At 51.8% G+C, this 25,198-nt stretch carries 23 protein-coding genes; 14 read left to right on the forward strand and 9 right to left on the reverse strand.

The window, feature by feature from the left end; all coding sequences use genetic code 11:
- Positions 1–37 precede the first annotated feature (37 nt).
- Both ABWW03_RS02300 and yrfG read right to left on the reverse strand, forming a co-directional pair.
- Positions 38–427: an RNA-binding S4 domain-containing protein gene (locus tag ABWW03_RS02300; RefSeq protein WP_353406115.1), complete on the reverse strand. Its 390-nt coding sequence runs from the start codon at positions 425–427 to the stop codon at positions 38–40.
- A 50-nt stretch (positions 428–477) separates the two neighbouring features.
- Positions 478–1,131 carry a GMP/IMP nucleotidase gene (gene yrfG / locus ABWW03_RS02305; RefSeq protein ID WP_353407112.1) on the reverse strand — a complete coding sequence of 218 codons (654 nt, stop codon included), beginning with the start codon at positions 1,129–1,131 and terminating at the stop codon, positions 478–480.
- Between the two features lie 121 nt (positions 1,132–1,252).
- On the opposite strand from yrfG, the gene cysQ reads away from it, so the two are divergent.
- Both cysQ and ABWW03_RS02315 read left to right on the forward strand, forming a co-directional pair.
- Positions 1,253–2,113, forward strand: coding sequence for a 3'(2'),5'-bisphosphate nucleotidase CysQ (gene cysQ / locus ABWW03_RS02310; protein ID WP_353406117.1), 861 nt, complete (start codon positions 1,253–1,255; stop codon positions 2,111–2,113).
- An 89-nt stretch (positions 2,114–2,202) separates the two neighbouring features.
- A complete protein-coding gene (locus ABWW03_RS02315; RefSeq protein WP_353406118.1) occupies positions 2,203–4,089 on the forward strand; it encodes a DUF885 domain-containing protein in 1,887 nt (628 codons plus the stop codon).
- 67 nt (positions 4,090–4,156) lie between these two features.
- Here ABWW03_RS02315 and ABWW03_RS02320 read toward each other — a convergent pair whose 3' ends face one another.
- Complete coding sequence (locus tag ABWW03_RS02320) at positions 4,157–4,903, reverse strand: glutathione peroxidase (RefSeq protein WP_353406120.1); 747 nt, start codon at positions 4,901–4,903, stop codon at positions 4,157–4,159.
- 349 nt (positions 4,904–5,252) lie between these two features.
- Here ABWW03_RS02320 and ABWW03_RS02325 point away from each other — a divergent pair, with 349 nt between their 5' ends.
- Positions 5,253–6,842 (forward strand): cation:proton antiporter family protein, encoded by a 1,590-nt coding sequence (locus tag ABWW03_RS02325; RefSeq protein ID WP_353406121.1) that lies wholly within the window; start codon positions 5,253–5,255, stop codon positions 6,840–6,842.
- 30 nt (positions 6,843–6,872) lie between these two features.
- Here the strand turns inward: ABWW03_RS02325 and ABWW03_RS02330 are convergent, their stop codons facing one another.
- Both ABWW03_RS02330 and ABWW03_RS02335 read right to left on the reverse strand, forming a co-directional pair.
- Complete coding sequence (locus ABWW03_RS02330) at positions 6,873–7,676, reverse strand: metal-dependent hydrolase (protein WP_353406122.1); 804 nt, start codon at positions 7,674–7,676, stop codon at positions 6,873–6,875.
- The gene (locus tag ABWW03_RS02335) at positions 7,673–8,164 is read right to left on the reverse strand and encodes a hypothetical protein (protein WP_353406123.1); all 492 of its coding nucleotides are present in this window, start codon (positions 8,162–8,164) and stop codon (positions 7,673–7,675) included. The genes ABWW03_RS02330 and ABWW03_RS02335 overlap by 4 nt, the downstream gene beginning before the upstream one ends.
- 109 nt (positions 8,165–8,273) lie before the next feature.
- Between ABWW03_RS02335 and ABWW03_RS02340 the strand changes: the two genes are divergently transcribed.
- Positions 8,274–8,915 carry a TetR/AcrR family transcriptional regulator gene (locus ABWW03_RS02340; protein WP_353406125.1) on the forward strand — a complete coding sequence of 214 codons (642 nt, stop codon included), beginning with the start codon at positions 8,274–8,276 and terminating at the stop codon, positions 8,913–8,915.
- On the opposite strand, the gene ABWW03_RS02345 is transcribed toward ABWW03_RS02340, so the two are convergent.
- Positions 8,908–9,708 carry a formylglycine-generating enzyme family protein gene (locus ABWW03_RS02345; protein ID WP_353406127.1) on the reverse strand — a complete coding sequence of 267 codons (801 nt, stop codon included), beginning with the start codon at positions 9,706–9,708 and terminating at the stop codon, positions 8,908–8,910. The two genes, ABWW03_RS02340 and ABWW03_RS02345, sit on opposite strands and share 8 nt — an antisense overlap.
- Position 9,709: 1 nt before the next feature.
- Positions 9,710–10,588 carry a formylglycine-generating enzyme family protein gene (locus ABWW03_RS02350; RefSeq protein WP_353406129.1) on the reverse strand — a complete coding sequence of 293 codons (879 nt, stop codon included), beginning with the start codon at positions 10,586–10,588 and terminating at the stop codon, positions 9,710–9,712.
- A 328-nt stretch (positions 10,589–10,916) separates the two neighbouring features.
- Here ABWW03_RS02350 and ABWW03_RS02355 point away from each other — a divergent pair, with 328 nt between their 5' ends.
- From ABWW03_RS02355 to ABWW03_RS02365, 3 genes are all read left to right on the forward strand, one after another.
- A complete protein-coding gene (locus tag ABWW03_RS02355; protein ID WP_353406130.1) occupies positions 10,917–13,040 on the forward strand; it encodes a TonB-dependent siderophore receptor in 2,124 nt (707 codons plus the stop codon).
- 75 nt (positions 13,041–13,115) lie between these two features.
- The gene (locus ABWW03_RS02360; RefSeq protein ID WP_353406131.1) at positions 13,116–13,652 is read left to right on the forward strand and encodes a hypothetical protein; all 537 of its coding nucleotides are present in this window, start codon (positions 13,116–13,118) and stop codon (positions 13,650–13,652) included.
- 52 nt (positions 13,653–13,704) lie between these two features.
- Positions 13,705–15,174 carry a PepSY-associated TM helix domain-containing protein gene (locus ABWW03_RS02365; RefSeq protein ID WP_353406132.1) on the forward strand — a complete coding sequence of 490 codons (1,470 nt, stop codon included), beginning with the start codon at positions 13,705–13,707 and terminating at the stop codon, positions 15,172–15,174.
- Here the strand turns inward: ABWW03_RS02365 and ABWW03_RS02370 are convergent.
- Both ABWW03_RS02370 and ABWW03_RS02375 read right to left on the reverse strand, forming a co-directional pair.
- Positions 15,171–16,127 (reverse strand): winged helix-turn-helix transcriptional regulator, encoded by a 957-nt coding sequence (locus ABWW03_RS02370; protein ID WP_353406134.1) that lies wholly within the window; start codon positions 16,125–16,127, stop codon positions 15,171–15,173. The genes ABWW03_RS02365 and ABWW03_RS02370 overlap by 4 nt on opposite strands.
- 130 nt (positions 16,128–16,257) lie before the next feature.
- A complete protein-coding gene (locus ABWW03_RS02375) occupies positions 16,258–17,238 on the reverse strand; it encodes a helix-turn-helix domain-containing protein (RefSeq protein ID WP_353406136.1) in 981 nt (326 codons plus the stop codon).
- A gap of 109 nt (positions 17,239–17,347) precedes the next feature.
- On the opposite strand from ABWW03_RS02375, the gene ABWW03_RS02380 reads away from it, so the two are divergent.
- The 7 genes from ABWW03_RS02380 (at position 17,348) to ABWW03_RS02410 (ending at position 25,106) form a co-directional block, all read left to right on the forward strand.
- Positions 17,348–17,755 carry a rhodanese-like domain-containing protein gene (locus tag ABWW03_RS02380; protein ID WP_353406139.1) on the forward strand — a complete coding sequence of 136 codons (408 nt, stop codon included), beginning with the start codon at positions 17,348–17,350 and terminating at the stop codon, positions 17,753–17,755.
- A 217-nt stretch (positions 17,756–17,972) separates the two neighbouring features.
- The gene (gene paaN, locus ABWW03_RS02385; RefSeq protein ID WP_353406140.1) at positions 17,973–19,649 is read left to right on the forward strand and encodes a phenylacetic acid degradation protein PaaN; all 1,677 of its coding nucleotides are present in this window, start codon (positions 17,973–17,975) and stop codon (positions 19,647–19,649) included.
- A gap of 98 nt (positions 19,650–19,747) precedes the next feature.
- Positions 19,748–21,007 (forward strand): thiolase family protein, encoded by a 1,260-nt coding sequence (locus ABWW03_RS02390; RefSeq protein WP_353406143.1) that lies wholly within the window; start codon positions 19,748–19,750, stop codon positions 21,005–21,007.
- The gene (locus tag ABWW03_RS02395) at positions 21,004–22,524 is read left to right on the forward strand and encodes a class I adenylate-forming enzyme family protein (RefSeq protein ID WP_353406144.1); all 1,521 of its coding nucleotides are present in this window, start codon (positions 21,004–21,006) and stop codon (positions 22,522–22,524) included. Before ABWW03_RS02390 ends, ABWW03_RS02395 begins: the two co-directional genes overlap by 4 nt.
- Before the next feature lies 1 nt (position 22,525).
- A complete protein-coding gene (locus ABWW03_RS02400) occupies positions 22,526–22,975 on the forward strand; it encodes a PaaI family thioesterase (protein ID WP_353406145.1) in 450 nt (149 codons plus the stop codon).
- 12 nt (positions 22,976–22,987) lie between these two features.
- On the forward strand, positions 22,988–23,899 hold the full coding sequence (locus ABWW03_RS02405) for an NAD(P)H-dependent flavin oxidoreductase (protein ID WP_353406147.1): 912 nt from the start codon (positions 22,988–22,990) through the stop codon (positions 23,897–23,899).
- A gap of 1 nt (position 23,900) precedes the next feature.
- The gene (locus tag ABWW03_RS02410) at positions 23,901–25,106 is read left to right on the forward strand and encodes an acetyl-CoA C-acyltransferase (protein ID WP_353406148.1); all 1,206 of its coding nucleotides are present in this window, start codon (positions 23,901–23,903) and stop codon (positions 25,104–25,106) included.
- Positions 25,107–25,198: the final 92 nt, after the last annotated feature.

Consider the following 25,198-nt stretch of genomic DNA (forward strand, 5'->3'; position numbering starts at 1 on the left):
AAGTACCATCCAATTTACCTATTGCTATTTTATGTCGCTAACCAGAATAATCCTGCTCGCGAAAACGATGAATTTGTCGACGTTGTTTTTTTGTTGGGCGCTGCTCAGGCATGAGATCAATACCGCGCAACACTTTACGCTTTTCTGCCTCAGCTTCGCGCTTGGCGACACTGTCCGGTGTTTCCTGATACAGCTGCTGGGCAACAGGGGCCGGGCCACGCTTGTCAGACAAGCCCAACACCTCAACGTCTTTTTCGTCCCAGCCCTGACGAATCGTCAGTACCTGGCCAATCATAATTTCCTTACTGGCCTTTACCCGCTGGCCATCCGCGTGCACTTTACCCCCGTCAATCGCGGTTTTTGCCAAGCTCCGGGTTTTAAAAAACCGAGCGGCCCAGAGCCATTTGTCAATTCTTACTTTGTCCAAAATATATCGAACCTTGTGCCTGTCAGGGCGTTTATTGTCGCCAACCGAAACTACAGTGGCGGCATGATTTCATCAAAATGATCGATGGCCGGATAGTCGTCAACACGGCGCGCCTGTTGGCTATCGGGCTGATGAATACACAGCAAATGTTTGATGCCGTATTGCGCAGCGGAATCCAGAATGCGCACGGTATCATCAATAAATAGAGTCCGCGCCGGGTCAAATTGTTCCTGCTCCTGCAAACAATGCCAGAACGCCTGCTGCTCTTTGGGCTGGCGGTACTCATGAGAAGAAATGACCACATCCAGCCACTGGTCAATCGCAGTGATGTCCAGCTTCAGAGAAAGGCTCTGCGGGTGAGCATTGGTGATTAACACCAATTTCTTGTTCAAGGCTCGCAACCGTTGCAGGAACTCAATGGCATAGGGGCGTGTGGCGATACGCTCCTGCACTTCTTCTTTAAGCGCCCGAATGTCCAGTTCCAGGGCATTTGACCAATGTTCAAGACAATACCATTCCAGTTTGCCCGCATAGGTTTCAAACATGCCATGGAGTTTTTCAGTGGCGGCTTCCATACTGACTTGATGGGTATCCACATAGCGTCGCGGCAAATGGTGCAACCAGAAATAATTATCAAAATGCAGATCCAGCAAGGTACCATCCATATCCAGCAAGACAGTATCGATCTGCTCCCAGTCCACCAGAACTTGGGGTGAATTAGACATCATAATTTGTTTTACTCATTATCACTGCGGCATCAGGCGTTTGCGGCTTACACCAACGGCGGCCTGCACCATTTAAGACTAACATAAAACAAGGACCCCCATGAGCATAGAAGCCCCGAGCTTGAGTCAAGCTGATTTGCATGAGCGCCTGCTGGACATTGCGTGCGCCGCCGGTGAGGCCATATTGGCGGTCTACCGGCAACAGGGGGACATCAATGTTCAGCACAAGAGCGACGATTCCCCAGTAACTCAGGCCGACCTGGCGGCCCACAAGATCATCTGCCAAAGACTCAACGAGCTCAGCCCGGAGATTCCGATTTTATCGGAAGAAGCTGAGATGCCCGCTTTCGAAGAACGCCAATCCTGGCCCTATTACTGGCTGATTGACCCACTGGACGGTACGAAGGAATTTATCCGCCGCAACGACGAATTCACCGTAAATATTGCCTTAATTCACCAGCATCGACCGGTGCTGGGTCTGGTGCATGCGCCGGTTCTCGACATCAGCTACCTCGGAAATCAACTGGCTGAGCAACCGCGGGCCATGAAATACACCCGACAGGGTACCGGGAACATCCGCCAGGAAGCCATTCAATGTCGACAACAAATCCTGGGTGACCCCCTCTCGGTCGTCGGCAGTCGCCGTCATGGCGCCGATGCTCTGGATGCCCTGTTAGAACGATTGCAACAAGACTTCCAAAGCTGTGAGTTGCTGTCGATGGGCAGTTCACTCAAGTTGTGCCTGATTGCGGAAGGCAAAGCACAGCTTTACCCACGACTTGCGCCTACCTGCGAATGGGACACGGCGGCGGCTCAAGCTGTGGTGGAAGCCGCTGGTGGGCAGGTACTGAACCCCGACTTCTCCCCTTTACGCTACAACCACAAAGACAGCCTGCTGAACCCTGATTTTTATGTGGTTGGTGACCCTCGGCTCGACTGGGCGAGCCTTTTACGCGATTAAATGCCCGCAACTGTGGCGCTTTGATTGAGCCCTGCGCACGCTCGTCCGTTGATCTATTACAGAATACATAACCTAAAGCGAGTAGAAGCATGAAACGTACTCCCATCGCCATTGCCCTGAGCGCCGCTATCGCCCTGAGCGCCTGCGGTAACAAAGAAGAAAACAAAGCGCCTGTAGCCGAGCAACAAAGTCCGGCTGTAGCGCAAGCGGCGCCAGTCGCCCCCGTCGAAAAAGGTCTGGGCACTCAGCTGGATGACGCAACCACAGCCCTGTTCAACGCGCGACCACAATTCTCTACCCAGGTGGGTCTGGACGAAAAAACCGCCGGTGGTGCATATCTCAGTCGCATGGAAGACTACTCCCTGGAGGCGGAACGTCAACTGCGCAGCAACATGGCCACTGCCGCACAATCCATCAGCGCTCTGGACGTCAGTAACGAAGGCCTGAACCTCGACAATCAACGCGTGGGCGCCAACCTTCTCAATTACTTTGCCGGCGTTGAAGGTTTTGAGCAGGGTTATATTGATACCTGGATGGGCCACACCCCATTCATCGTAAACCAAATTAATGGCCCGCTGATTGATGGCCCTGCCACCTTACAAAATGCCCAACAAATCAAAACCAAAGCCGATGCGGAACAGTATCTCCAACGCCTTGTGGCCTTTGAAGCCTATATCGAGAACATCAACAGTAAGCTGATCAGCGATTCAGAAACCGATTGGGTTCTGCCAAAAGCGCTGGTGAAAAGCACCTTGAATTTCGTTGACGGCTACAGCGCTATCCCCGCGACTGAACACACCTTGGTGACCAGCCTGAAAACCAAGCTGGATAAACTCGAAGACCTCGCCGAGGAAGAAAAAACCGAGCTGTTAAGTCAGGCCGCAGCGAACGTCGAGAAATACGTATACCCGGGCTATCGAAAGGTTGCAGATACACTGCGCCAGTATGAGAGCAAGGCCCGCGATGCCGCTGGTATCTGGGCCCAGCCAAACGGCGATAAGTTCTATCTGGAAATGGTGAAGCGCTTAGGTGATACCGACATGAGCCCTGCAGAAGTGCACGAAGTGGGCCTGGCCGAAGTGGCTCGTATCACCGCGGAAATGGATGACATTCTGAAAGCTCAGGGTTACAGCGAAGGTAGCGTGGGCGAGCGCATGATTGGCCTGACCGATGAAGCACGTTTTCTGTATGAAGATTCCGACGCCGGTCGCCAGGCGCTGTTGAACGATCTGAACGGCATGATCGAACACATCAACAAACGTATGCCCGAGCAATTCGCCACCAAGCCCCCTTATGACGTTGAAGTTCGCCGCATTCCCGAAGCAGTAGAAGACGGTGAAGCCGGCGGCCGCTACACCGCACCCACATTGGACGGCAGCGTTCCCGGTATTTACTGGATCAATCTGCGCGACATGAAAGCGGTGCCGAAATTTGATTTGCGCACCCTGACGTATCACGAAGCCAACCCCGGCCACCACTGGCAGATCGCTTTGAACTTGGCTCAGGACAGTTTGCCACTGCTGCGTCGTGTAGCCGCCTACAATGCCTACTCTGAAGGTTGGGCTCTCTACTCTGAGCGTGTTGTTTGGGAAATGGGAGAGTACAAAGATGATCCATTCGGTGACCTGGGTCGCTTAAAAGCCGAAATTTTTCGCGCTGTTCGTTTGGTGGTAGATACGGGTATGCACTTCAAAAAGTGGACCCGTGAAGAAGCGATCGAATACATGATGGCCAACACGGGTATGGGTGAAACCGAAACCGTTGCCGAAATCGAGCGCTACATGGCCTGGCCTGGCCAAGCCCTGGGTTACAAGCTGGGCATGCTGAAGTTCCTGGAGCTGCGCGACATGGCCAAAGCCGAACTGGGCGATAAGTTCGACATAAAAGAGTTCCACGATGTGGCACTGTTGAGCGGCGCCATGCCCATGCAGGTCGTAGAAATGAAAGTGAAAGACTGGGTTGCCTCCAAGAAGTAAACCCGACAATAAAAAGGGGCAAAGCTGACGCTTTGCCCCTTTTTATCAGGCTCTTGCTAACTTGCGGTTAATTCCTGGCGAAGTACTGCACCAAATCATCATTCCCGCCAATGTGCTGGCCGCCGATGAACACCTGAGGCACCGTATCACGCCCTGTGATAGCACGTACTGCGACTATGCTCGCGTCCCTGCCCAACACAATTTCCTCGTAGTTGTAACCGCGCTCACTCAACAGAGCCTTGGCCGAAATACAGTGCGGGCAACCCGGCTTACTGAAAATGGTACTGGATTCAGGCAGTTGGTACTCCGGCGACAAATATTTCAACATGGTATCGGCATCGGATACTTTAAACGGGTCGCCCGGCTCCTGAGGTTCAACAAATTGCTTTTGAACCACGCCATCTTTCACCAGCATGCTATAACGCCATGAACGGTCGCCGAAGCCCAATTCCTTTTTCTCGACCAACATGCCCATTCCACGAGTGAAATCACCGTTACCATCGGGAATCACCGTAATGTTTTGAGCTTCTTGTCCGATTTTCCAGGCATTCATAACAAACGTATCGTTCACTGATACGCAGACAATATCATCCACACCCAGTTTCTTGAACACGGGCGCCAACTCGTTATATCGCGGCAAATGTGTTGAGGAACAGGTTGGGGTAAAGGCCCCCGGAAGACTGAATACAATAACGGTTTTGCCCGCAAACAATTCATCACTGTTCACATGCGCCCAGGCATCGCCCTCGCGTACGGGAAATGTCACCGATGGAACGCGCTGACCTTCGCGGTTGTGCAATTGAACTTCACTCATAGTAAGACCCCTTGTCGCTTCTTTTGCTGTGGCTGTTAGCTTCTCCAATGATTGGCATCGCCAGGATGCCTCTCAGAACACAGGAGCAGTATAGGCTGGCAACTATTGATTAATCTAATTAACTGACTTGATATCCCTTATAGCAATTAACTATCGAATGCAGCCAGGTCAAATACCCTTCTTGCTCGCATGCCCCCTCATTAGGGGCTTGGCATGAAAGCTTAGATGACAAACCAGTCATTAGTGGGACAAAGTTATTCCTAATAAATCTATAAAACAGCGACTTATCGACAAAATGCGCTAAACTACAAGCAGGCCAGATTAACCATAGCCATTAAGCGAGCACCCAATGCTGGATCCTATTATCATCATTATTGCGCTCTTCGCTGGCCTGAGCTTTAAACGCATAGGCTTCCCGCCCATGCTCGGCTATTTGCTGGCAGGTTTCCTCATTCATGGCTTTGGCCTGGACAGCAACTCCGGCAGCATCATTGACACCATCGCCAACGCCGGTGTGACCCTGCTACTGTTCACCATTGGCTTGAAGCTCAATGTACGAGATTTAATGGCCCCACAGATTTGGGCCGTGGCCTCCAGCCATATGCTGGCATCGACGGTCAGTTTCGGCATTTTATTTATGATGCTGGCACCCTGGCTTGCCAGCCTGGGCGGCCTCGACAGCACCGCCATCTGGACCATCGCCTTCGCCCTGTCTTTCTCCAGTACGGTATTTGCCGTCAAAGTATTTGAACAACATGGTGAGACGTCATCGATTCACGCGAATGTGGCCATCGGCATCTTGATTATTCAGGACCTCGCAGCCGTTTTTTTCCTTGCTCTCAGCACTGGCAAGTCTCCCGACTGGACGGCACTCCTGTTGTTTTTACTGATTCCCGCACGACCGTTTTTGCATCGCTTGCTGGCCAGCAGCGGTCACGGTGAATTGCTGGTCTTGTTTGGTATTGGCATCGCCTTCGGTGGCGCCAAGCTGTTTGAACTTTGTAATGTCAAAGGTGATCTCGGTGCCTTGGTGTTTGGCGTGTTGCTCGCCGGCGGTATCAAATCCAACGAATTGTCCAAGGCCCTGTTAAGCTTTAAAGACATTTTCCTGGTGGGCTTTTTTCTCAGCATTGGCCTGAATGGCTTGCCCGATATCGCTATGCTGTTGCTGGCACTTGGGTTGGCATTTGCCGGAGGCTTCAAACCCCTGCTGTTCTACTGGTTGATGACCATTACACATTTGCGAGCCCGAACATCGCTGCTGGCGTCATTGTCTTTGTCCAATTACAGCGAATTCGGTTTGATTGTCGCTGCGCTCGCCGCAAGCAATGGCGTGCTGCCTCAGGAATGGGTGGTCACTCTGGCCATCGCCGTAGCGCTGTCATTTTTTATTGCCGCGCCGATCAACGACAAAGCCCACGGTATTTATAACCGCTACCGTCACTTATTCTCTCGTTTTGAGCTGGAAAAACGCCTGCCCCAGGAACAAGGGCCGGACTTGGAACAAACCGATGTGTTGGTGTTAGGTATGGGGCGAGTAGGCGTGGGCGCCTATCGCTATCTGCGCCATGCTTATCCCGGCAGAGTGGTCGGCGTGGAAGAAGCCGATAAAAAATCCAAACGTTTACTGCGTGAGGGTTATCGGGTCGTTCGCGCCGACGCCAGTGACCAGGATTTTTGGCAACAGGTGAACCTGGGCAGTATTCGTATCATTTTGATCAGCCTTGCCAATCACGGCGAGAACGTCGAAGTGGTCGAACTGATTCAACGCCTGGGGTACAAAGGCCAGATTGCGGTGATCGCACGCTTCCCCGACGAAATTGGACAACTGAAACGCATGGGCTGCGTAACGTACAACCTCTATTACGAGGGCGGCCATGGCTTTGCCGAACATGTGGTCGAAACTCTGGAAATGATTGAAGACGGGCAACTGGATTAAGCCTGGCCCGTTTCTTTGCCTACCTACTTCTCACACTCGATCAACCCTTCTGCTGTACTCGTATTGCGATAAAATATTATCCAAACCTTCCGGCAGCTTGATTTTTTCCGGAGAATAAGACGGTCCCAAAGTCACCATCCATTTTTTCAACAGGGACAGGCCACGTTGCTTTAAGACATTCCGTTTTTGCTCCCTCTCCGGAAATTCATTCAGAAATATAGAGCCAAAAAGACGCAGATAGCGATACAAATGCCATTGCCCATAGCACCCCCAAAGCAGGCGGTGGCGATAAGAACCACCCATTGCATGATAAACATCATAGGCAACACAACGATGTTCAATCTCTTCCGCCAAATGCCATTCAATAATGTCACGCCAGGGTTTTTGACTATGACGCAACGTATTGTGCTCGAATGCCCACAACGATATCGCACAGGTTGCTGATTCAAACCCTTCTGCATAGGCTAAATTAAACAGCGTTTCTTTTTCTTTAAAAAAGCGATCGTAATCGCCTTGCAGCTCAGCTTCAGCGTCTAATAGTTTCTGCCTTCCGGCATCACTGAGTTTTGTTCGCAACACCTCATTGAGGCGATCGTGGTTATCAAGATGCTTAGCCTCCTGACCGCAAAAAGCAATGACGGAATCCCTGAGTGCACCATGCTCCAGGTTCTGGCTGCAGGTCCGCATGACTCGAATCAAAAAGCGCTCAATATGAGGAGCGAGAATAGTGACAGAGCAACTGAACGCAGAATACAGAGAATCATCCGGATCCGGCATGAGCGCCAAATCATCTTCAAACACAAAATTCGGTTGACGTACATTAATGGAATTCATGGCAAACTCCTGATTTTCGTCAAACCCAACACAAGCAATACCGTCAGAGCGTAAAATGTCGCGAGCATAGCAAGCGAAGCTGAAACCATTGCAACGAAATCGGCGAGATTACCATCCCCGAATTGCTGGCTCTCCACCGCCAAACCTCGAGTCTGTCCCCAGATTCGGAACACATAAAACAAACCATTGCCCCAAACCATCATGATTAAAGCGTAAGCAATGCGACGGGCTCGTGCGGCTGTTGCCCCAAGACTGGCTGAGACATACACCAGAACAATCGCCAGCACTCCATTTAGCAGCGGCCCAGTATGCAGAGCACGCCACAAGGACACTTCGCCAGGAAGCGTCCACGTCCAGGAGCCGAGAGGCCATAGCGCCACTTCATCCAGAGCGCTGTAAATTAACAAGATTCCACCCAACAAACCCAGCAACACACTGTAAAGCCCATGAACCACAGCTTGGTATTGCTCTCGTGATAATGCTTTCATGACATTCTCCTATCCTTCGCGAGAGCTTCTCTTTGGAATCATTCGACGCCCGCGCCATGATTCGATAAGCTGCTCTTCTGATAAACCGAATAACTATTTAAGCTTTTTCATGTCCGACAATAACCGCAGCCAATTCAGCAAAGACACCATCCTAGAAGCGACGCTTTATGTTCTTCTCGAGGAAGGAATCAAAGGCATTAAGTTTCAATCGGTTTCGGAAAAGGCCGGCGTGTACCCGAGCTCGATTTCCTATCATTTCAAAACCATCGAAAACCTCATTGAGTCCGCTTTCTATTTTTATATGGCGCATTACCATCGCGAAATGTCCGAGTACCGTGATTATGCCAACTCACTCATTGATGGCTTTTCAAACACCAACCTCACATCAGAAACCGATCGAAACAAAATTTTAAATCAGTACTGTCAAGTCCTGCTTGAGATCGCGACCCCCCAAGACGATCAACATATTTACCTAATGGAACTGGACCGGCTATTCAGGAACGAACTAAGCAACTACCCGGCCATCGCCAAAAAAATCGCCGCCCAGGACCTGATTGACATTGAACTGATGGAAACCTTTTTCCGCTTGTTCAATTCTCCACACCCCCATGCCGACGCCATACATTTAATGGCACTGTTGAGCCACCTCAATGCCCAGTTTTTGCGACACGGCCCAACAATGATCAACCGGGATGATTCTCAGAAACTGATTCTCACCTTATTGAAAAAAAGTATTCCGCCCATCAGTTGAGCGATTGCGCGCAACGTGCGCCAACCACATACCCCTGTCCGGCAGGGGCATAAGGCCAACGCACCGTCAGCGCCAAGCCGTCTCTGTATTTTGCTGTCCAGGCACTGCCACGTAATACTTTCGCACTGCCGGTCGCAGGCCCTTTGGGATTTTTATAAGGGCTCTTATTAAAATAGGTTTCTGAATACCAATCCGACGTCCATTCGAACACATTGCCAGCCATATCCATAACCCCGTAATGGGATGCGCCTTTCACCTTACTACCGACTTCCAATGTTGTTCCTGCACCGCAACCTGGACCAATTTTATTGCCATCCACGCGCTGGTTCATGACCACTCTGTCACAACTTGGTTCGGGTGCATTCCCCCAAGGGAAAAGATTCGCTTTAGGCCCCCGAGCAGCTTTAGCCCACTCGGCTTCTGTCGGTAGTCGTTTACCCTCATAGGCGCAAATCATTTCAGCTTGTTTAAAAGTAATGCAGTTGGCCGGATGTTTTGCCGACCATTTCATTTTATAATTGCACGCCGCACCATAATACGGTTCGGTACAATAACCATCATCAATACAAGCTTGATAACGCTCGAATGTAACCAGATACTTATCAATTTTATAAGCATCCAGATGCACCTTGTGAACATCACTACCCGGTGAACAGTACACACCATCAGACGCTTTACAGCCCATGATAAATTCACCGGCAGGAATATTGACCATTTCCCGATGCTGAACGTCACCATACAAGGCCTGGGCAACAGATACAGTACCCAATGCGATCCACATATTAATAGCCATATCATTTCACCTCGGCGACATCATCGAATACACAGCGAAAGCCAATCGCCGGGCTCGGGTTAGAAGGGTAATAAGGAAAACGTCCAGTGGTTCGAAGCTCATAACTTTGGCGACTCAAGAAATCACCACCACGGGTAATTTTTAATTCACCGTGTGAAGGCCCCTTGGGATTGTCGTAAGCACTGTTGAAGTAATAGTGTTCGTCATACCAATCGCTGGTCCATTCCCAGAGGTTACCGGCCATATCCATAACACCATAGGGTGACGCACCTTTAGGCTTGGAACCCACATTGAGACTGTTGCCCGTTCCACATCCTAGAAAACCGGCGTTTTCACGGTCCATCACGGCGCGAGTGCAATCCGCTTTTTCATCTCCCCAAGGGAAAGTTCGCCCATCCGTACCTCGTGCAGCCAACTCCCACTCAGCGGACGTTGGCAACCGCTTACCCTCCCATTCACAATATTTTTTTGCCTGATACCAGGAGACACCATTGATGGGAAAGTTACCCGCTTCTGGGTCACCGTAGTGCATGAGTCCTCCTGCCGTCGGGATATCACATTCACCGGCATTTACACATTCAGCGTACTTATTAGTCGTCACCTCGTACTTATCAATCTTAAAAGCACTGACATACACTTTGTGCTGCTGCTCTTCTGGAACGTAGCTGCAAACTTCATCGCGATAGGGGTCGCAACCCATAGAAAATTCTGAGGATGGAATCAACGCCATCTCCCGATGCTCGGGATTGATTTTCACTGACTGGTAGAGTTTTGAAAACGACTCAACGGACGGGCTTTTAACCGCACTATCGGCGGCCTGGATATGGGCGCCCCATAAGACTGATAACATGATGGGCCACGGATATCTAACACTCGACATACAACCTCCTTAAGTTGGACAGCTGAGTGTAGTCGCCGGCATTTGAAAAAAAATTCAAACGGGGACTGAGCCATATCGAAGCCCTGGCACACTAACAGGAGCAATAGCCCTACATTAGAATCACCTAATAAGAGCGGGTCATATCCGGCGAAATCGCCCTGTTCATGCGCCCTCCCAGCCCCCTTAGAGCACTTCATCACGGATTCTTCGGCGTTTTTTGTCCCACTTTTGCCCCACTTTTGCCTGATCTAGTCAATTGTAATTAAAGCAAGTGACTGAGATAATGGGAACCATTATTATTATCAATTGTATTTTTATAGGAGTTCCCATGAAATCTCAGTCCCGCCGAGGCGTCCTGTTCCTGAGTGTGCTTACCGCAGCTGTGGCTCAAGCCAGTCTGGCCGAAGAAGCGAATAGTGACGAAATCGAAACCGTTGAAGTGGTTGGTACCCTGCGTGACTTCAGCGCGCTCAAGCACAGCACTCCCATTCTGGAATTAGCACGCTCGGTTTCCATCGAAACGGCGGATCAATTTATCGAGAAAGGCGCTCTGAATCTGTCGCAAACCGTGAGCTATCTGGCCGGTGTCACGGCGGAAACCTACGGCTTCGCGACTCGCGGTGACTGGATCCGTTCTCGAGGGCTTGAAATTCCCCGCTATCGGGATTCTATTCAGGAATTGTTCGGTAGCTACAACGCCTCCCGCGCCGACATTTACACCATTGAACAGGTCGAAGTGTTAAAAGGTCCCGCCTCGGTACTGTACGGCCAAGGCTCACCCGGTGGCCTGGTGAACTATGTGTCCAAAACCCCCAGAGACGAACAAGCCGGTGAGGTGGTGACCGAAATAGGCAACTTCGATCGCCGACAAATTGCGGTTGATGTGACAGGCCCCTTAAGCGAAGACGGCAAATGGTTGTACCGTTTGGTGGGTAAGTATCGCGACAGTGATACGCAGGTCGATCATGTATCCGATGAAACCAAGGTGTTCATGCCCTCCATTACTTATCGCCCCAGCGATGACACCAGCATGACCTTGATTGGCATGTACAACGATACCGACAGCGACAGTGCTTCACAGTTTATTCCTATTGTCGGTACTCTGGAGCCGCTGCCCGATGGAAGCTATCTCGATCAGGATGTCTATGTGGGTGAGCCGGGATTCAACCGTTTCAATACCGAAAGCAAACAGCTCACTTTCCTGGCCAGTCATCGCATTAACGACACCTTTAAATTGCAGACTACCGCCTTGTGGCGTGACGGCGAAGCCGACTACCACCAAGCTTGGGCGGCTTTTACAGGTGATGGCAACAGCCGTTATTTAAACGATGTTGTTGGAGCCCCGGTTGCCACCGGGACCACCGTGCCACGCTCGTTTTACCAAGCTGACAACACATCAGAGCAGTACGCGCTGGATGTCCGCTTGAGTGCTAACTTTATTACCGGCGCGATTGAACACGAAGTTCTGTCCGGTGTGCAATATCAAGATGTCACCACTGACAACAACAATTCCTACTACTATGGCGGCGGTGTCCTTCAGGGCGACTTCCGTTATGTGCTGGATCTCGCCAACCCGGTTTACCCCGGCGCTCCCGATCAAGCCATATTCGATGCCATTTACCTCGACAACCCCGAGCAGAATGTTGAAGACATTGGCCTTTATATCTCCGACCTGATGACCATTGGCAACTGGCACCTTACCGCCGGTTTGCGTTACGACGACGTTGAAAATGATAATGGCAGCAGCGTACAAAAAGACGATGCCGTTTCATTGAGCGCAGGTATTTTGTATGCGTTCGACAACGGCGTTTCGCCTTACATCAGTTACGCCGAGTCCTTTGAGACCGTCGTTGGACAAACTGCTCAAGGGGTTCAGCTAAAACCGGAAGAGGGTGAGCAAGTTGAAGTCGGCATCAAGTTTCAACCAGACGGTTTCCCTGGCATCTTCACACTGAATTATTTCGACATCGAAATTTCCAATCTACCTAATCCCAACGCGTTGCCTGCCACACAAGGCCAGCAGCTGGGCGTAAGTAAATTGGAAGGTATCGAATTCGAAGGCAATGTTCGTCTGGGCGAATTCTACCTTCAAGTCGCTGCGTCGAAATTGGACGCAAAAGACCCCAACGATTTTGAACTGTCCGCAACCCCCGAAAGCAACGCATCGCTTTGGGCAAGCTGGGAACCAGAGTCCCTGAACGGTTTCCGGGCGGGCGTCGGAGTTCGCCATGTTGGCAAAAGTGTTTCAGAAAACGCGACTGTTCGTTATGTCACCGACTCCTACACATTGGCCGATGCCATGCTCGGGTACCGCATTAACGATCACTGGGACACCGCCTTGAATGTCCGCAACATCAGCGATAAAGAATACCTGACCTCTTGCCTCACTCGCGGCGATTGTTTCCCAGGTGTACGTCGTACCGTAACCGCCAGCATTAACTACCGTTTCTAAATCGACATTGGCATCGTCAGCCGCGATGAATGCTGCTGACGATATCCGTTACGACAACAATATAAGGTATTCAGCATGTGGTTTGCCCTTGCACTGACCACTCAGGCAGCCATGATGAGCTGCCTGTTTTTTTCCTGGCAATCGCCGGATCACCGCAAACCTGGATTTCGCGGCGCAGCCTTGTTTGCGTTGGTGGCATCACTGTTTTGCTGGCAATCCCTGGCAGGCTGGGAATTGGGTTTAAGTTATTTTTTTATCGCAGCCAGCCTGATGGCCTGGGTGTTGATTTTGAATCGGGCAACGAGAACAAAACCCGCTCGATCCAAACCCAAAACCACACAGGCACTCTCAATCAACACTCGAAAGCTGGCCATGTTCTTTGTGAGATTGGTTTTTTATGTGTTGTTTATTGGTGGTATCTGCGCCTATGCCAGTATTGCCATCAGTTATGACCTTCCCCTAGGCGAACCCGAACGAATGGCCGTCGCCACGTTTTTGTTCCCAAGTCTCTGGGCAGGATTCATTATCTACAGCTTTACCGCTGAAAGATTGTGGCGCTTGTTTGCCCTATTAATTTTTCTGGCACTCTACGCTTGGCTTCGCCTGGCCTGATGAGTGTCGACCTTTTCCTGTAAAGACCAATGCCCCTAAAGAGGGCCCGACTATGCCTGAACATAAAAATTCTGATCGACCGCTTAGCCAACGATCTCTCGATGCCCATTCCTGGATCGGCCTGTTTGCTGCCACCTTCCTGTACCTGTTGTGTTTCTCTGGTGTGCTCACCGTTATCGGTCAGGAAATGGAGCGATGGGAGCAGCCGGGTATCGATGAATTCAACGATTACAGCCCAACCTTTATCGATCAAGCTTATCGACGCTTTGTGGAAACACATACGGAAGATACAGAACACATTCACATCGTCTTTCCACGCGATGCGATTCCTCGCATTGTAGTTGAAAACGATCATCAGGCGTTTTTTGTAAATCACGATGGCAGCCTGGGCGCCAAAGAACACGCCCCTTGGATCAAGATGGTCATCGACTTACACAAACACCTGCATTTACCCTCAACCATCGGAACACTGTTAACCGGCCTGATTGCCGCTCTGCTACTGGCGTTGATTGTATCGGGGGTTTTGGCTCACAAAACGATGGTCAAAGAAGCTTTTCGCTTACGTCTGGGGCGATCAAAACTGACTCAATCTATCGACTTGCACAATCGACTCAGTGTTTGGGGCTTACCCTTCCATATCATGATCGCTTTAACGAGTTGTTATTTTGGTCTGGTAGGTTTGCTGCTCACTCTGGCCGCAGGCTTCTTTCACGGCGGCGACCAACGTCATATGATCGAACAAGTTTTTGGCAGCGAACCAGAGCTGTTCAAACAGGCGCCGCTTGTTGATGTGAAAGCCAGTATAGAAAACCTGAGAAGCCTTAAGCCCGATGCCAAACCTATTTTCATGACCATTCATGAAGCCGGCAGCGAAAACCAGTTCGTGGAGTTTTATCTGATGAAGGATCAACGCCTCATCTATTCGGAAAACTTTCGCTTCGACGCCGCGGGCAACTTTATCGGCCAAACCGATCCCGACCAGCTACCCATAGGATCCCAAGTACTGTTATCGACTTACCGCCTGCACTTTGGAGACTTTGCCGGCTTCACCCTCAAACTGTTGTACGTATTACTGGGCTCAGCCCTCACCTACATCGCCATCAGTGGAGTCAATATATGGCTCAATAAACGCCGCAAAGAAGACCTTATCAATATTTTGTGGGGCGGTTTTGTATGGGCACTTCCTGCGGCGTTTGCCCTGAGCTTTTTATTGTCCCAAATATTGAATGTGAATCCATATTGGAGTTTCTGGAGCGCATTGCTCACCGCCAGTCTCGCGGGAGTGGCTTGGAAAACACACAACTCACCCTATGAGTTCAGCACTGTTCTGAAAATCATGACGACGATGTTCTGTTTTGCAGCGGCACTGAGCTACGCCATCAAGTATTCAGAACATTCCATACGTGGTGATTTCTGGTCCATGATCACCGTATTAATGATCGGCGCACTGATCAGTTTTATTGCCTATACGAAGCACGTGCCGAGACAGCAAAGCAGCACTGAGGTCAGCGCAGAACCTTAGTGGTCAGAATTCTGCGCGTTGCCATTCTGATAAGAAACCTCTTTCGGATTGGGAACCGCAGAACAGCCTTTGCAAATTACATCCACCGCCAGCTCATGACCGCAGGGCTTATGGATTAATGTAAAGGGGGCGTCTTCCATCGCATCCAACCAATCCAAGGACCACTGACGCATCATCATCGTGAAGGGGTAAAGCGCTTTGCCCTTCTCGGTCAAACGATACTCGCTGCGTGGCGGTTTACTCTGATATTCAATGCGATCAAAAACACCAGCATCGCTCAAGCGCTTCAAACGATCAGCCAGAATGTTGGTGGCAATGCCGAGCTGTCGGCGAAAGTCATCATAGCGCTGCAGGCCCATAAAGGCGGCGGCCAAAATCAAGCTTGCCCAACGATCTCCGATGATATCCGTAATATGGCCGAGGCTGCTGTCTTCCTCAGTGCCTCGCCCTCCGCGGGAGCGACGTTGATTGCCGATGGTTTTCAGTGCTTGCACATCCGACTCCACCGAATCGGATAACACTTCACGCTCCACATCGGTGATGTGCAGTTCCTGCTGACAGTGGCGACAAACCACCATCGGCTGCAATTCATGTTCATCAGGCAGGCGGTGAATTAATTTAGGGGGCAGCTGCTGTTGATCTCCGCACCACTGAGATTCCCAAGCCCAAATCAACAGGGCCCAAGGGTATAGATCCAAGCCTTTTTTGGTGAGGCGGTATTCATGGCGAAGTGGCGTGGTTTGATAGGGTTTTTTATACAAAACATCCTGAGCGACCAGGTTTTCCAAACGCTTGGATAAGGTGCTGCGGGACGCACCAGTATGGCTGCGAAACTCTTCGAAGCGATGACGCCCAAGAAAAGCATCGCGCAGAATCAAAATTGTCCAACGATCCCCCAGCAGCTCCAGGCTTTTTACCACGGGGTTAATCACAATTAAATTGGCGACACTCATACAAGCGGTTCCTTATTTCTCCGGCAGGCTGACTGATGATCTATACTTGGCAGCCCTCTCAATCACCCATCGCTCCCTGCGTAGGTGAACCACAAAGTTCTAAAATTCTACCCTAGATCCACCATTTTCACTATTTGGCCTGGAATTGGCGACGATATTCACTGGGTGAAAGACCAAACTGGCCACGAAAGTGGTGCCGTAGGCTGCTGCCATTAGCAAAACCCGTGGCCTGAGCCAATGGCTCGATGGCGATCGCGCTGCTTTCCAGTAAATCTTTCACCTGTTGTAATCGCTGCCCCAGAATCCAGGATTTCGGACTTTGCCCCATCGCTTGGCGAAACTTACGATCGTAACTGCGCCGGGACATATTGCAACGCTCGGCCAATTGATCCACGGCAATCGGTTCCGCTAAGTGTTCGATGGCCCAGTCCAGGCTGGCGGCAAGCAGATCAGGATGACGACTGACTGGCCGACTGACAAACTGCGCCTGGCCGCCCTGCCGTATGGGGCTGCTGACCAAGCGACGGGCAACGGTACCCGCGACTTCATGGCCATAATCCCGCCGAATAATTTCCAAACCCAGGTCCAAAGCAGCCGCGCTGCCCGCCGAACAAGCAATCTGCTCATCATAAAGATACAGGCAGTCATCGCGATAACGTAATTGGGGGAATGCCTCCAGCAGCAAGGCTCGATAACGCCAATGGGTAGTGACCGCCCGGCCATCCAAGAGACCGGTTTGTGCCAGCAAAAACACTCCGGAACAAAAACTCCACAACCGCCCACCCCGCTTATAGATTCCCTGTAATTCAGCTATCAGCTCAGGATCAGCGCGTTGATCAATGGGCCAGTAGGGAATCAACACATCGTCAAAATCGCCCAGGCCTTCAAAACGCGGTGCCTGTACTCGCAGGCCTGCCAGGCCCTCCAGAGAGCGATCTTCCAAAGCCAGTACCTGCGTGTGATACCAGGCTTTGAGTTCGGGCCGGGGCAACACAAACAACTCAACCGCACAGCCGAGCTCAAACAGGGAAACCGGGCCCGGAACGAGAATGGCCACTCGACGGCTGGCACCGTTCAAGGAATGGGATTGGGCGGTCGATGCATCAGACATTGGCTGATTATTAACGAATAATGACTTTTAGGCCAGCATTCAAAACCGTCAACAATCCCTAAGATGACATCGCTGTTTTATTTCCCTCAAGCATCCAAAGGAGTTGCCCATGTCATCCGCCGTTACTCGTGTTCCCGCCGCCTCATCAGCCCAGGCTCTTGCGCATTTTGAGTCGCTACTCACCTTTGAGACCGATTGCTGGGATGTTCACCATGCATTGAGCAACCATCGCCAGGACTTTGTATTGCTTGATGTCCGAGGCGAAGAAGCTTTTCACCAGGGCCATATTGCCGGGGCCGTCAACCTGCCTCATCCACGAATCAATGAACACTCTCTGGCGGAGTTTCCTGAAGAGCAGTTAATTGTTGTCTACTGCGCCGGCCCCCACTGTAATGCCACAGAAAAAGCCGCCATCCGCCTGGCCAAACTCGACCGATCGGTAAAGAAAATGATCGGTGGCGTCTGCGGCTGGCTGGATGAGGGCTTTGCTCTGAAGCATCCTGAATCGGAAGAATAAAGCCCTTTAAAACACACCGCCCTTCGCCCCTGACCGCTCTGGGTGTGCTTATGATTCGAGTGATAGAGGTCTATGGTTAGCACTTTGATCGCCACCCCAGACAACGCTTTGGACAGCAGGGTCTTTACTCCACGGCAATGTAACTTGTATTATTGGACTGACAAAATAAGCCCTGACTCACAGGGCGCCATCTCTGGACAAAGCCGAGGAACAGCCCATGTCAGTCTGGTTCGAGAAGCACCAAGCCACTCTGGAAAAAGCCCTGGACGCCTGCGCCAAGCGTTATGCCTGGACCGCGTATCAGGAAAGCCCCAGCAGCAAGATTCATGGCAGCGAGCGCCCCGCCGCAGGCAAAGCCAACTTTGAAGCCCTGCTCGGCCAACCTTATCCACTTGAGCAACCGGCAACCATCGGCCAGACCGGCGCGGAAATCAGCCCTTACACCAAAGAGGCCCTTGGCATTCGCTACCCCAAAGCCGATGTAGAAGCACTGTACGAGCACATTGATTTAGCCAAAGCCCAATGGCGCCAAACCAGTATTGAAGAGCGTGTGGGCCTTTGCCTGGAAATGCTCCACCGTTGCAGTGAGCAGCTATTTGAAAACGCTCACGCCACCATGCACACCTCCGGACAAAGCTACATCATGGCTTTTGCCGGCTCCGGCGCCAATGCCCTGGACCGCGGCCTGGAAGCATTAGCCTATGCCTACAAGGCCATGAAAGATGTACCTACAAACGCCGATTGGGAACGTCAATTCGGGGCCGATGGTGCAGCCCGATTGGAAAAACGCTATCGCCTGATGCCTCGCGGCGTGGGAGTGGTGATCTGCTGCGCCACATTTCCACTGTGGAACGGTTACCCGGCACTCTGCGCCAGCCTGGCCACTGGCAATCCCGTCGTTATGAAACCTCACCCAGCGGCAATCCTACCCGTTGCCTTGATGGTGAGTCGTTGTCGGGACATCCTGAGTGAAGCGGGTTACGACCCAAACCTGGTCACCATGGTAGCCGACACTCGAGAGGAGCCCGCCACGATGGCATTGCTGGAGCATCCAGATACGGCCATTGTCGACTTCACGGGCAGCCCAAGGTTTGGTCACTGGATCGAACAAAATTGCCGCGATAAATTGGTCTACACCGAAACGGCCGGCTGCAACTCCGTGGTAATCGAATCCACCGATAATCTCGCCGCCATGAGCAAAGCCATTGCCCACTCCCTGTGCCAGGCGTCTGCCCAGATGTGCACCAGCGTACAAAATGTTCATATTCCGGCAGACGGCATTTTAGTGAACGGTGAGCGAGTCGCTTACGAAGACGTTTGTCAGGCAATTGTCGCGGCCGTCGATGCCCATCTGGAAAACCCCAAGAACGCGGCTTTCCTCTGCGGCACTCTGGTCGACGACAACATTTACCAAACCCTCGACCGGCTCGCGGAACAGGGCGAGCAACGCGGCACTGTTCTGCGTCACTCCGGCCCGTATGACAATCCAGGCTTCCCTAATGCCCGCACGGCAACGCCATTAATTCTGGCCGTCAGCAACACAGACGCCGATCTCTACCGGGAAGAACTGTTCGGCCCGGTGTCCTTTATGATCAAAGGCAAAGACGCCGACGATTGCTTGGCAGCGGCGACCCGCGACGCCAAAGAACGCGGTGCAATTACCTCGCATGTTTACAGCATCGACGATGACTTTCTGGAGAAAGCACAGGATGCCTACAATTTTGCGGGGGCGTCAGTGGCCTGCAATTTAATGGGCATGCCGATTAATTTCGCTGCGGCCTACAGCGATTTTCATGTCACCGGTTTGAACCCAGCGGGCAATGCCTGTTTAGCGGATCTGGCATTTGTTACCAGTCGTTTTCGCATCGTACAAAGTAAAGTCATGCGCAGCTGAACACGCGCCATTGACATTGCAGTACCTCAGGGTGCTGCGTACTTCTGATACCAGACAGGCAATGGCTGGGCAACCTTCACCGCAAGCAGATAATTCGTATGAATGATATTGTAATTGCCGGCATCGGCATGACCGGGCTCGGCAAAATGCCAGACCGCAGTGTAAAAGATCTCAGTGCCGAAGCCGTTAACCTCGCACTGTCCGACGCCTGTGCACGCGTTGAAGATATCGAAGCTGCCTGGTTTTCCAATACTCGCCAACAAATGCTGGAAGGACAAAACACCATCCGTGGGCAGATTGCATTGCGCCCACTGGGTTTTGAATCCATTCCCATTTGCAATGTCGAAAACGCCTGCGCCTCAGGCTCGTCTGCTCTCTATCAAGCCGTCACCCATATACGCGCCGGAATGGCCGAAATGGTGTTGGTGCTGGGAGCAGAAAAAATGTTTTTCCCCGAGAAGCGCGATGCCATGTTCAAGGCTTTTATGGGCGGCACCGATATTGACCGCCTGGATGAATTCAGCGAAGCCATCGAACAAACCGCTGTGGATATGATTCCTGAGCCTTTACGCAATATCGATACCGGTCAACGCAGCTTTTTTATGGACAGCTACGCCGCCCAAGCACGACTGCATATGAAAACGTTTGGCACCCGCCAGGATCAGCTCGCCATGGCAGCCGCTAAAAATCACTGGCACTCCACTATGAATCCTTTGGCTCAATATCAAAATGACATGAGCACCGAGGAAATCATGAATGCCCGACTGATCAGCTGGCCCTTTACCTTGCCGATGTGCGCCCCCATTTCCGACGGCGCAGCGTGTGCCGTTGTCTGCTCCAGCAGCGCCTTGGGCAAACTGGAAAAGCGAGGTTACCAACGTCAGCGCGCCATTCGAATTCGCGGCATTCACCTGGCCAGCGGTCAGAGTCGTGCGCCCGATGATTTTGCCCAACATATTGGCCGCGTCGCGGCTTTAGGTGCTTACGAGCAAGCCGGTATAGACGGTAAAGATGTGGATGTGGCCGAAGTACACGATGCCACCGCTTATGCCGAAATTCAGCAGATCGAAAACCTCGGGCTCTGCAATATTGGCGAAGGCGGCGCATTTACAGAAGCGGGCGAAACCACACTCGGCGGACGTGTTCCCGTCAATCCTTCCGGCGGTTTGGTTTCCAAAGGTCACCCGGTTGGGGCAACTGGCATTATGCAACTGCAGGAACTGTGCACACAATTGCGCGGCGAAGCGGGCAAACGTCAGGTAGAAAACCCTCGCATCGCTGTCGCCGAAAATGGCGGCGGCTTTTACGAACATGAAGAAGCCGCAACTGTAGTGACGGTACTGGAGCGCCAGTCATGAGCGCTGACAAAATCGACCTTCCCTTACCGATTGATTATGTTTACCAGGGCTTTGCTCTCAATGCCTCAGCTATTGCCGCAAGTGATGATAGAGAGACCATTGACTATCAGGAATTGAAAATTCGCGCAGAAGCCTTGGCCATGGTCTTGCAAGACCGCGTGCCGGAAGCCAGCCGCATAGCATTATGCGCACAAAACCATATTGATCACCTGGTGAGTTTTCTGGCCATTTTGCTTGCTGGTCATTGTTGGGTGCCAATCAACCCGAAAAACGGCGCACAACTGAATCGACAACTGTTGCAAAAAAGTCAGCCAAATCTGGTTTTGGTTGATCCCGACAGCGAGGCCACACTGGCGGATGATCCCACTAGCCGAATATATCTTCGTCACTCCCACCACAACAGCATTCAAACATTAAGTCAGGCATTTCGCGGACAAGCATTTACGCCCGTTCGAGCGAAAGCCGATGACATCTTTGGCATTAAATTTACTGGTGGCACCACAGGCGAACCCAAAGGAGTGATGCAAAGTCACGCCAATGTGGCTGCGGTAGTCGAAAATATGCAAGCGCTGTTTCAGTTCAATAGCAACGATGGCAATTTGGCCGTTGCACCACTGACCCATGGCGGCTCTCACTATATTTTACCCTTGCTGGCGGTTGGCGGTCGGCAAGTATTGCTACCGCAGGCCAATACCGACCTCATTCGCGAAGCCTTTCGACAGCGAGGCGCCAGCGTCAGTTTTATGCCACCAACTCTGATTTATAAAATTATGGATTGCGGCCCCGATGCAGAATCGGATTTTTCCAAGCTGCGTCATCTCACCTACAGCGCCGCCCCCATGCCTCCGGAACGAATTCAACAAGCCATTGATTTTTTTGGTCCCAAACTGTCAACGGTCTACGGCCAGACCGAAGCCCCCATGACCATTACCGCTATGACAGCGGAGGATATGACCCAGTCTCGTTTGCAAAGCTCAGTGGGCAAGGCTTGCCTCCACAGTGACATCGCCATTGTTAATGAGCAGGGTGAGCAATTGCCAACAGGGGAAAGCGGGGAAATCATTACCCGAGGCAACATTGTCATGGCCGGGTATTTTCAGGAAGCTGACAAAACCCAAGACACAATTCGCGAAGGCTGGCTCCATACCGGTGACCTGGGTTACATCGATCAAGACGGCTATTTATTTTTACAAGGCCGAGCCAAGGAATTGATCATTAGCGGCGGTTTTAATGTTTACCCCGCGGAGGTGGAAAACGTACTGAGCGAGATTTCAGGCATACGTGAAGCCGCCGTCTTTTCGGTCGACGATGACTATTGGGGAGAGCGGGTCGAAGCCGCCATTTGCGTCGACGAAACGTTTGGGCTGAGTGATGACACGCTCAGCCAGAAAGTGAAAGCCGAACTCGGTGCAGTTAAAACGCCCAAGGCCTTCCATCGACTTGCACAACTGCCTCGCAATCCTGTCGGGAAAGTCGTCAAGCGCGAAATCAAATCACTCATCTATCCTGGTTCCTAATATGAGCGACCCTATTAATTTTAATCAACTCAGTCATTTAAGCGGAAAAGAAAGAATCGAACAGTTTGAAGCCATGGAGCATCGCGGCGGCATGGCAGAAAACCTGGGGTATACCGTCACCGAGTATGGCGAAGGCTATGTGGTTTACGAATACAGACTTAAAGATCGGCATGTCAATCTGATTGGTACCCTGCACGGCGGCATCATGGCAACGCTATTGGATACTGCCATGGGTGCTGCCGTCATGACACTTCTCGATGTCGGCGAGCGTCACATTATGACCGACATTACGAGCAAATTTATTCGCCCCGTCACCAGCGCAGAAGATGTACTCACTGTACGGGCCGAAGTCGAACATGCTGGCCGGCGCACCCTCGCCACCGCTGGCACCATTCATAACAAAGCTGGAAAGCTGGTTGCACGTGCAATCGGCTCTGCCATGAAAATTTAGGAGCCCTGATCGATGAACCGCGAAGAACTCTTGAACACATTGACCCTACCCGCCATGTGTGCCCCCATGTTTTTAATTAGCGGACCCGAGATGGTGATCGCCGCATCCAAAGCCGGAATGCTCGGTTGCTTTCCGACCCCCAACGCTCGCAGCCCAGACATTCTCGATCAGTGGATGACACAAATTAAAAACGAACTCGGCGATACCCCCTGGGCTGTGAACATTGTGGTACACCCGTCTTATCCGAGGCGTGATACCGACTTGGAACTGATTAAGAAACACCAACCTCCGATCGTGGTCACGGCTCTTGGCAGCCCGGCCCACATTATTGAAGAAGTGCATGCCTACGGTGGCCTGGTTGTTGCGGACGTCATCTCGCCCGGTTTTGCCAAAAAAGCTGTTGCTGCTGGCGTCGATGGTTTGGTTCTCGTTGCTGCGGGCGCGGGCGGACATACCGGGTATTTATCCCCCTTTGTATTCGTACGCGAGGTGCGTGAATTCTGGGATGGTTTGCTGATGCTCGGGGGCGGTCTTTCCAGTGGCGCCGACATTCACGCCGTGCAAGTTATGGGCGCCGATATGGCCAATCTGGGCACCCGTTTTATTCCCACTCAGGAAAGTCTGGCGCAGGATGCCTATAAAAAAATGGTGGTTGATTGCACGGCCGATGACATCATGATTTCCGATGCCATCACTGGCGTAAAGGCCAACTGGATGATTCCTTCTTTGGTTCAAGCAGGCTATGACCCACGTAATATGCCCAGCGCCGCCGGCATTAATTTCGCCGAAGCGGGCGCCGATGCAAAAAAATGGAAAGACATATGGGCCGCCGGTCAGGGTGTTGGGGCCAGCCAATCCATTCAAAGCGTTGCGGATTTAACCCAGGAACTTATTCAGGAATACCAAGAAGCTCGAGGAAACTAAAATGAATACCTTCGATGATGTTTATATTTACGAAACCCTGCGCAGCCCCAGAACGAAAGCCAAAGCAGGCACGGGTTTATCGGGCCTGTCTTCCATTGAAGTGATGTTACCGTTATTTAATGAACTGGAAGCGCGAGCGCCGGGTTCAAAAAAGATATGCGGAGATCTGATTTTAGGCAGCGCCACTCAAACCGGAGAGCAAGGTGCCAATGTCGCGAAACTCGCGGCCAATACCGCTGGCTGGACTCAATTGCCGGCGATGACCATCAATCGCTATTGCACATCCGCGCTGGACGCCATGGCCATTGCCGCGGGAAAAATCAGCCTGGGTATAGATCAGGCCGTACTCGCCGGTGGCGTGGAAATGATGTCCCGGACGCCGATGATGAGCGATAAAGCTCCAGGCTTTATGGATCCGAAAGTCGCGACCGCTGCGCACAATCTCCCATTGGGTATTGGCGCAGATTTGATCGCCAGTTTGCAAAGCATCAGCCGCGGAGACGCCGACCGTTACGCATTGCGCAGTCAAGAGCGTGCAAGCAGAGCGATCTCCGAAGGTCGTTTCAAACGATCGGTCGTGGGCATTTCAACCGAACATGGATTGATGGAAACCGACAATGCCCCAAGATCCGGCGGTAGCTTGGAAAGCCTGGCGGAATTATCAGCCTCGTTCGCCAAGATGGGGGCCATGGGAATTGACCAGGCACTGCTGGCACAATTTAAAGAACTGAGTGAGATCAACCATATTCATCATCCTGGAAATTCACCGGGCATGGTCGACGGTGCGTCACTGAATCTGATGGGCAACAAAAGCATTGCGGATGATCTCGGCGTAAGCGCTCGTGGCCGCGTACTCGGTTTCGCTAATGCCTGTGGTGATCCGCGCCTGGTATTGACCGGCGGTATCGATGCCGCCGACAAACTTTTAGCGGCCCAAAAAATGACAATGAAAGATGTGGACCTGATGGAGTTCAATGAATCCTTCGCAGCCACCAGCATTTACTGCCAGCGTCATTTTGATCTGGACGATGAACAATACAATGTGAATGGCGGTGCCTTATCCCTCGGCCACCCAATGGGAGCCACCGGTGCAATGCTGGTCGGCATGGCACTGGATGAGCTGGAACGTCAGGATAAATCCTTAGCCTTAATTGCGGTCAGCGGCGCCATTGGTATCGGCACAGCCATGTTGGTCGAGCGCGTCTGATTTCCTCGCTGCCGGAGCTCTCGCTTTGGCAGCGTTTTCATTGTCCTTTTTTTCTTTTATCTTTTTCTGAATCTTGAAGAATGCACCATGCG

Source organism: Pseudoteredinibacter isoporae, assembly GCF_040372805.1.
Lineage (GTDB): Bacteria > Pseudomonadota > Gammaproteobacteria > Pseudomonadales > Cellvibrionaceae > Pseudoteredinibacter > Pseudoteredinibacter isoporae_A.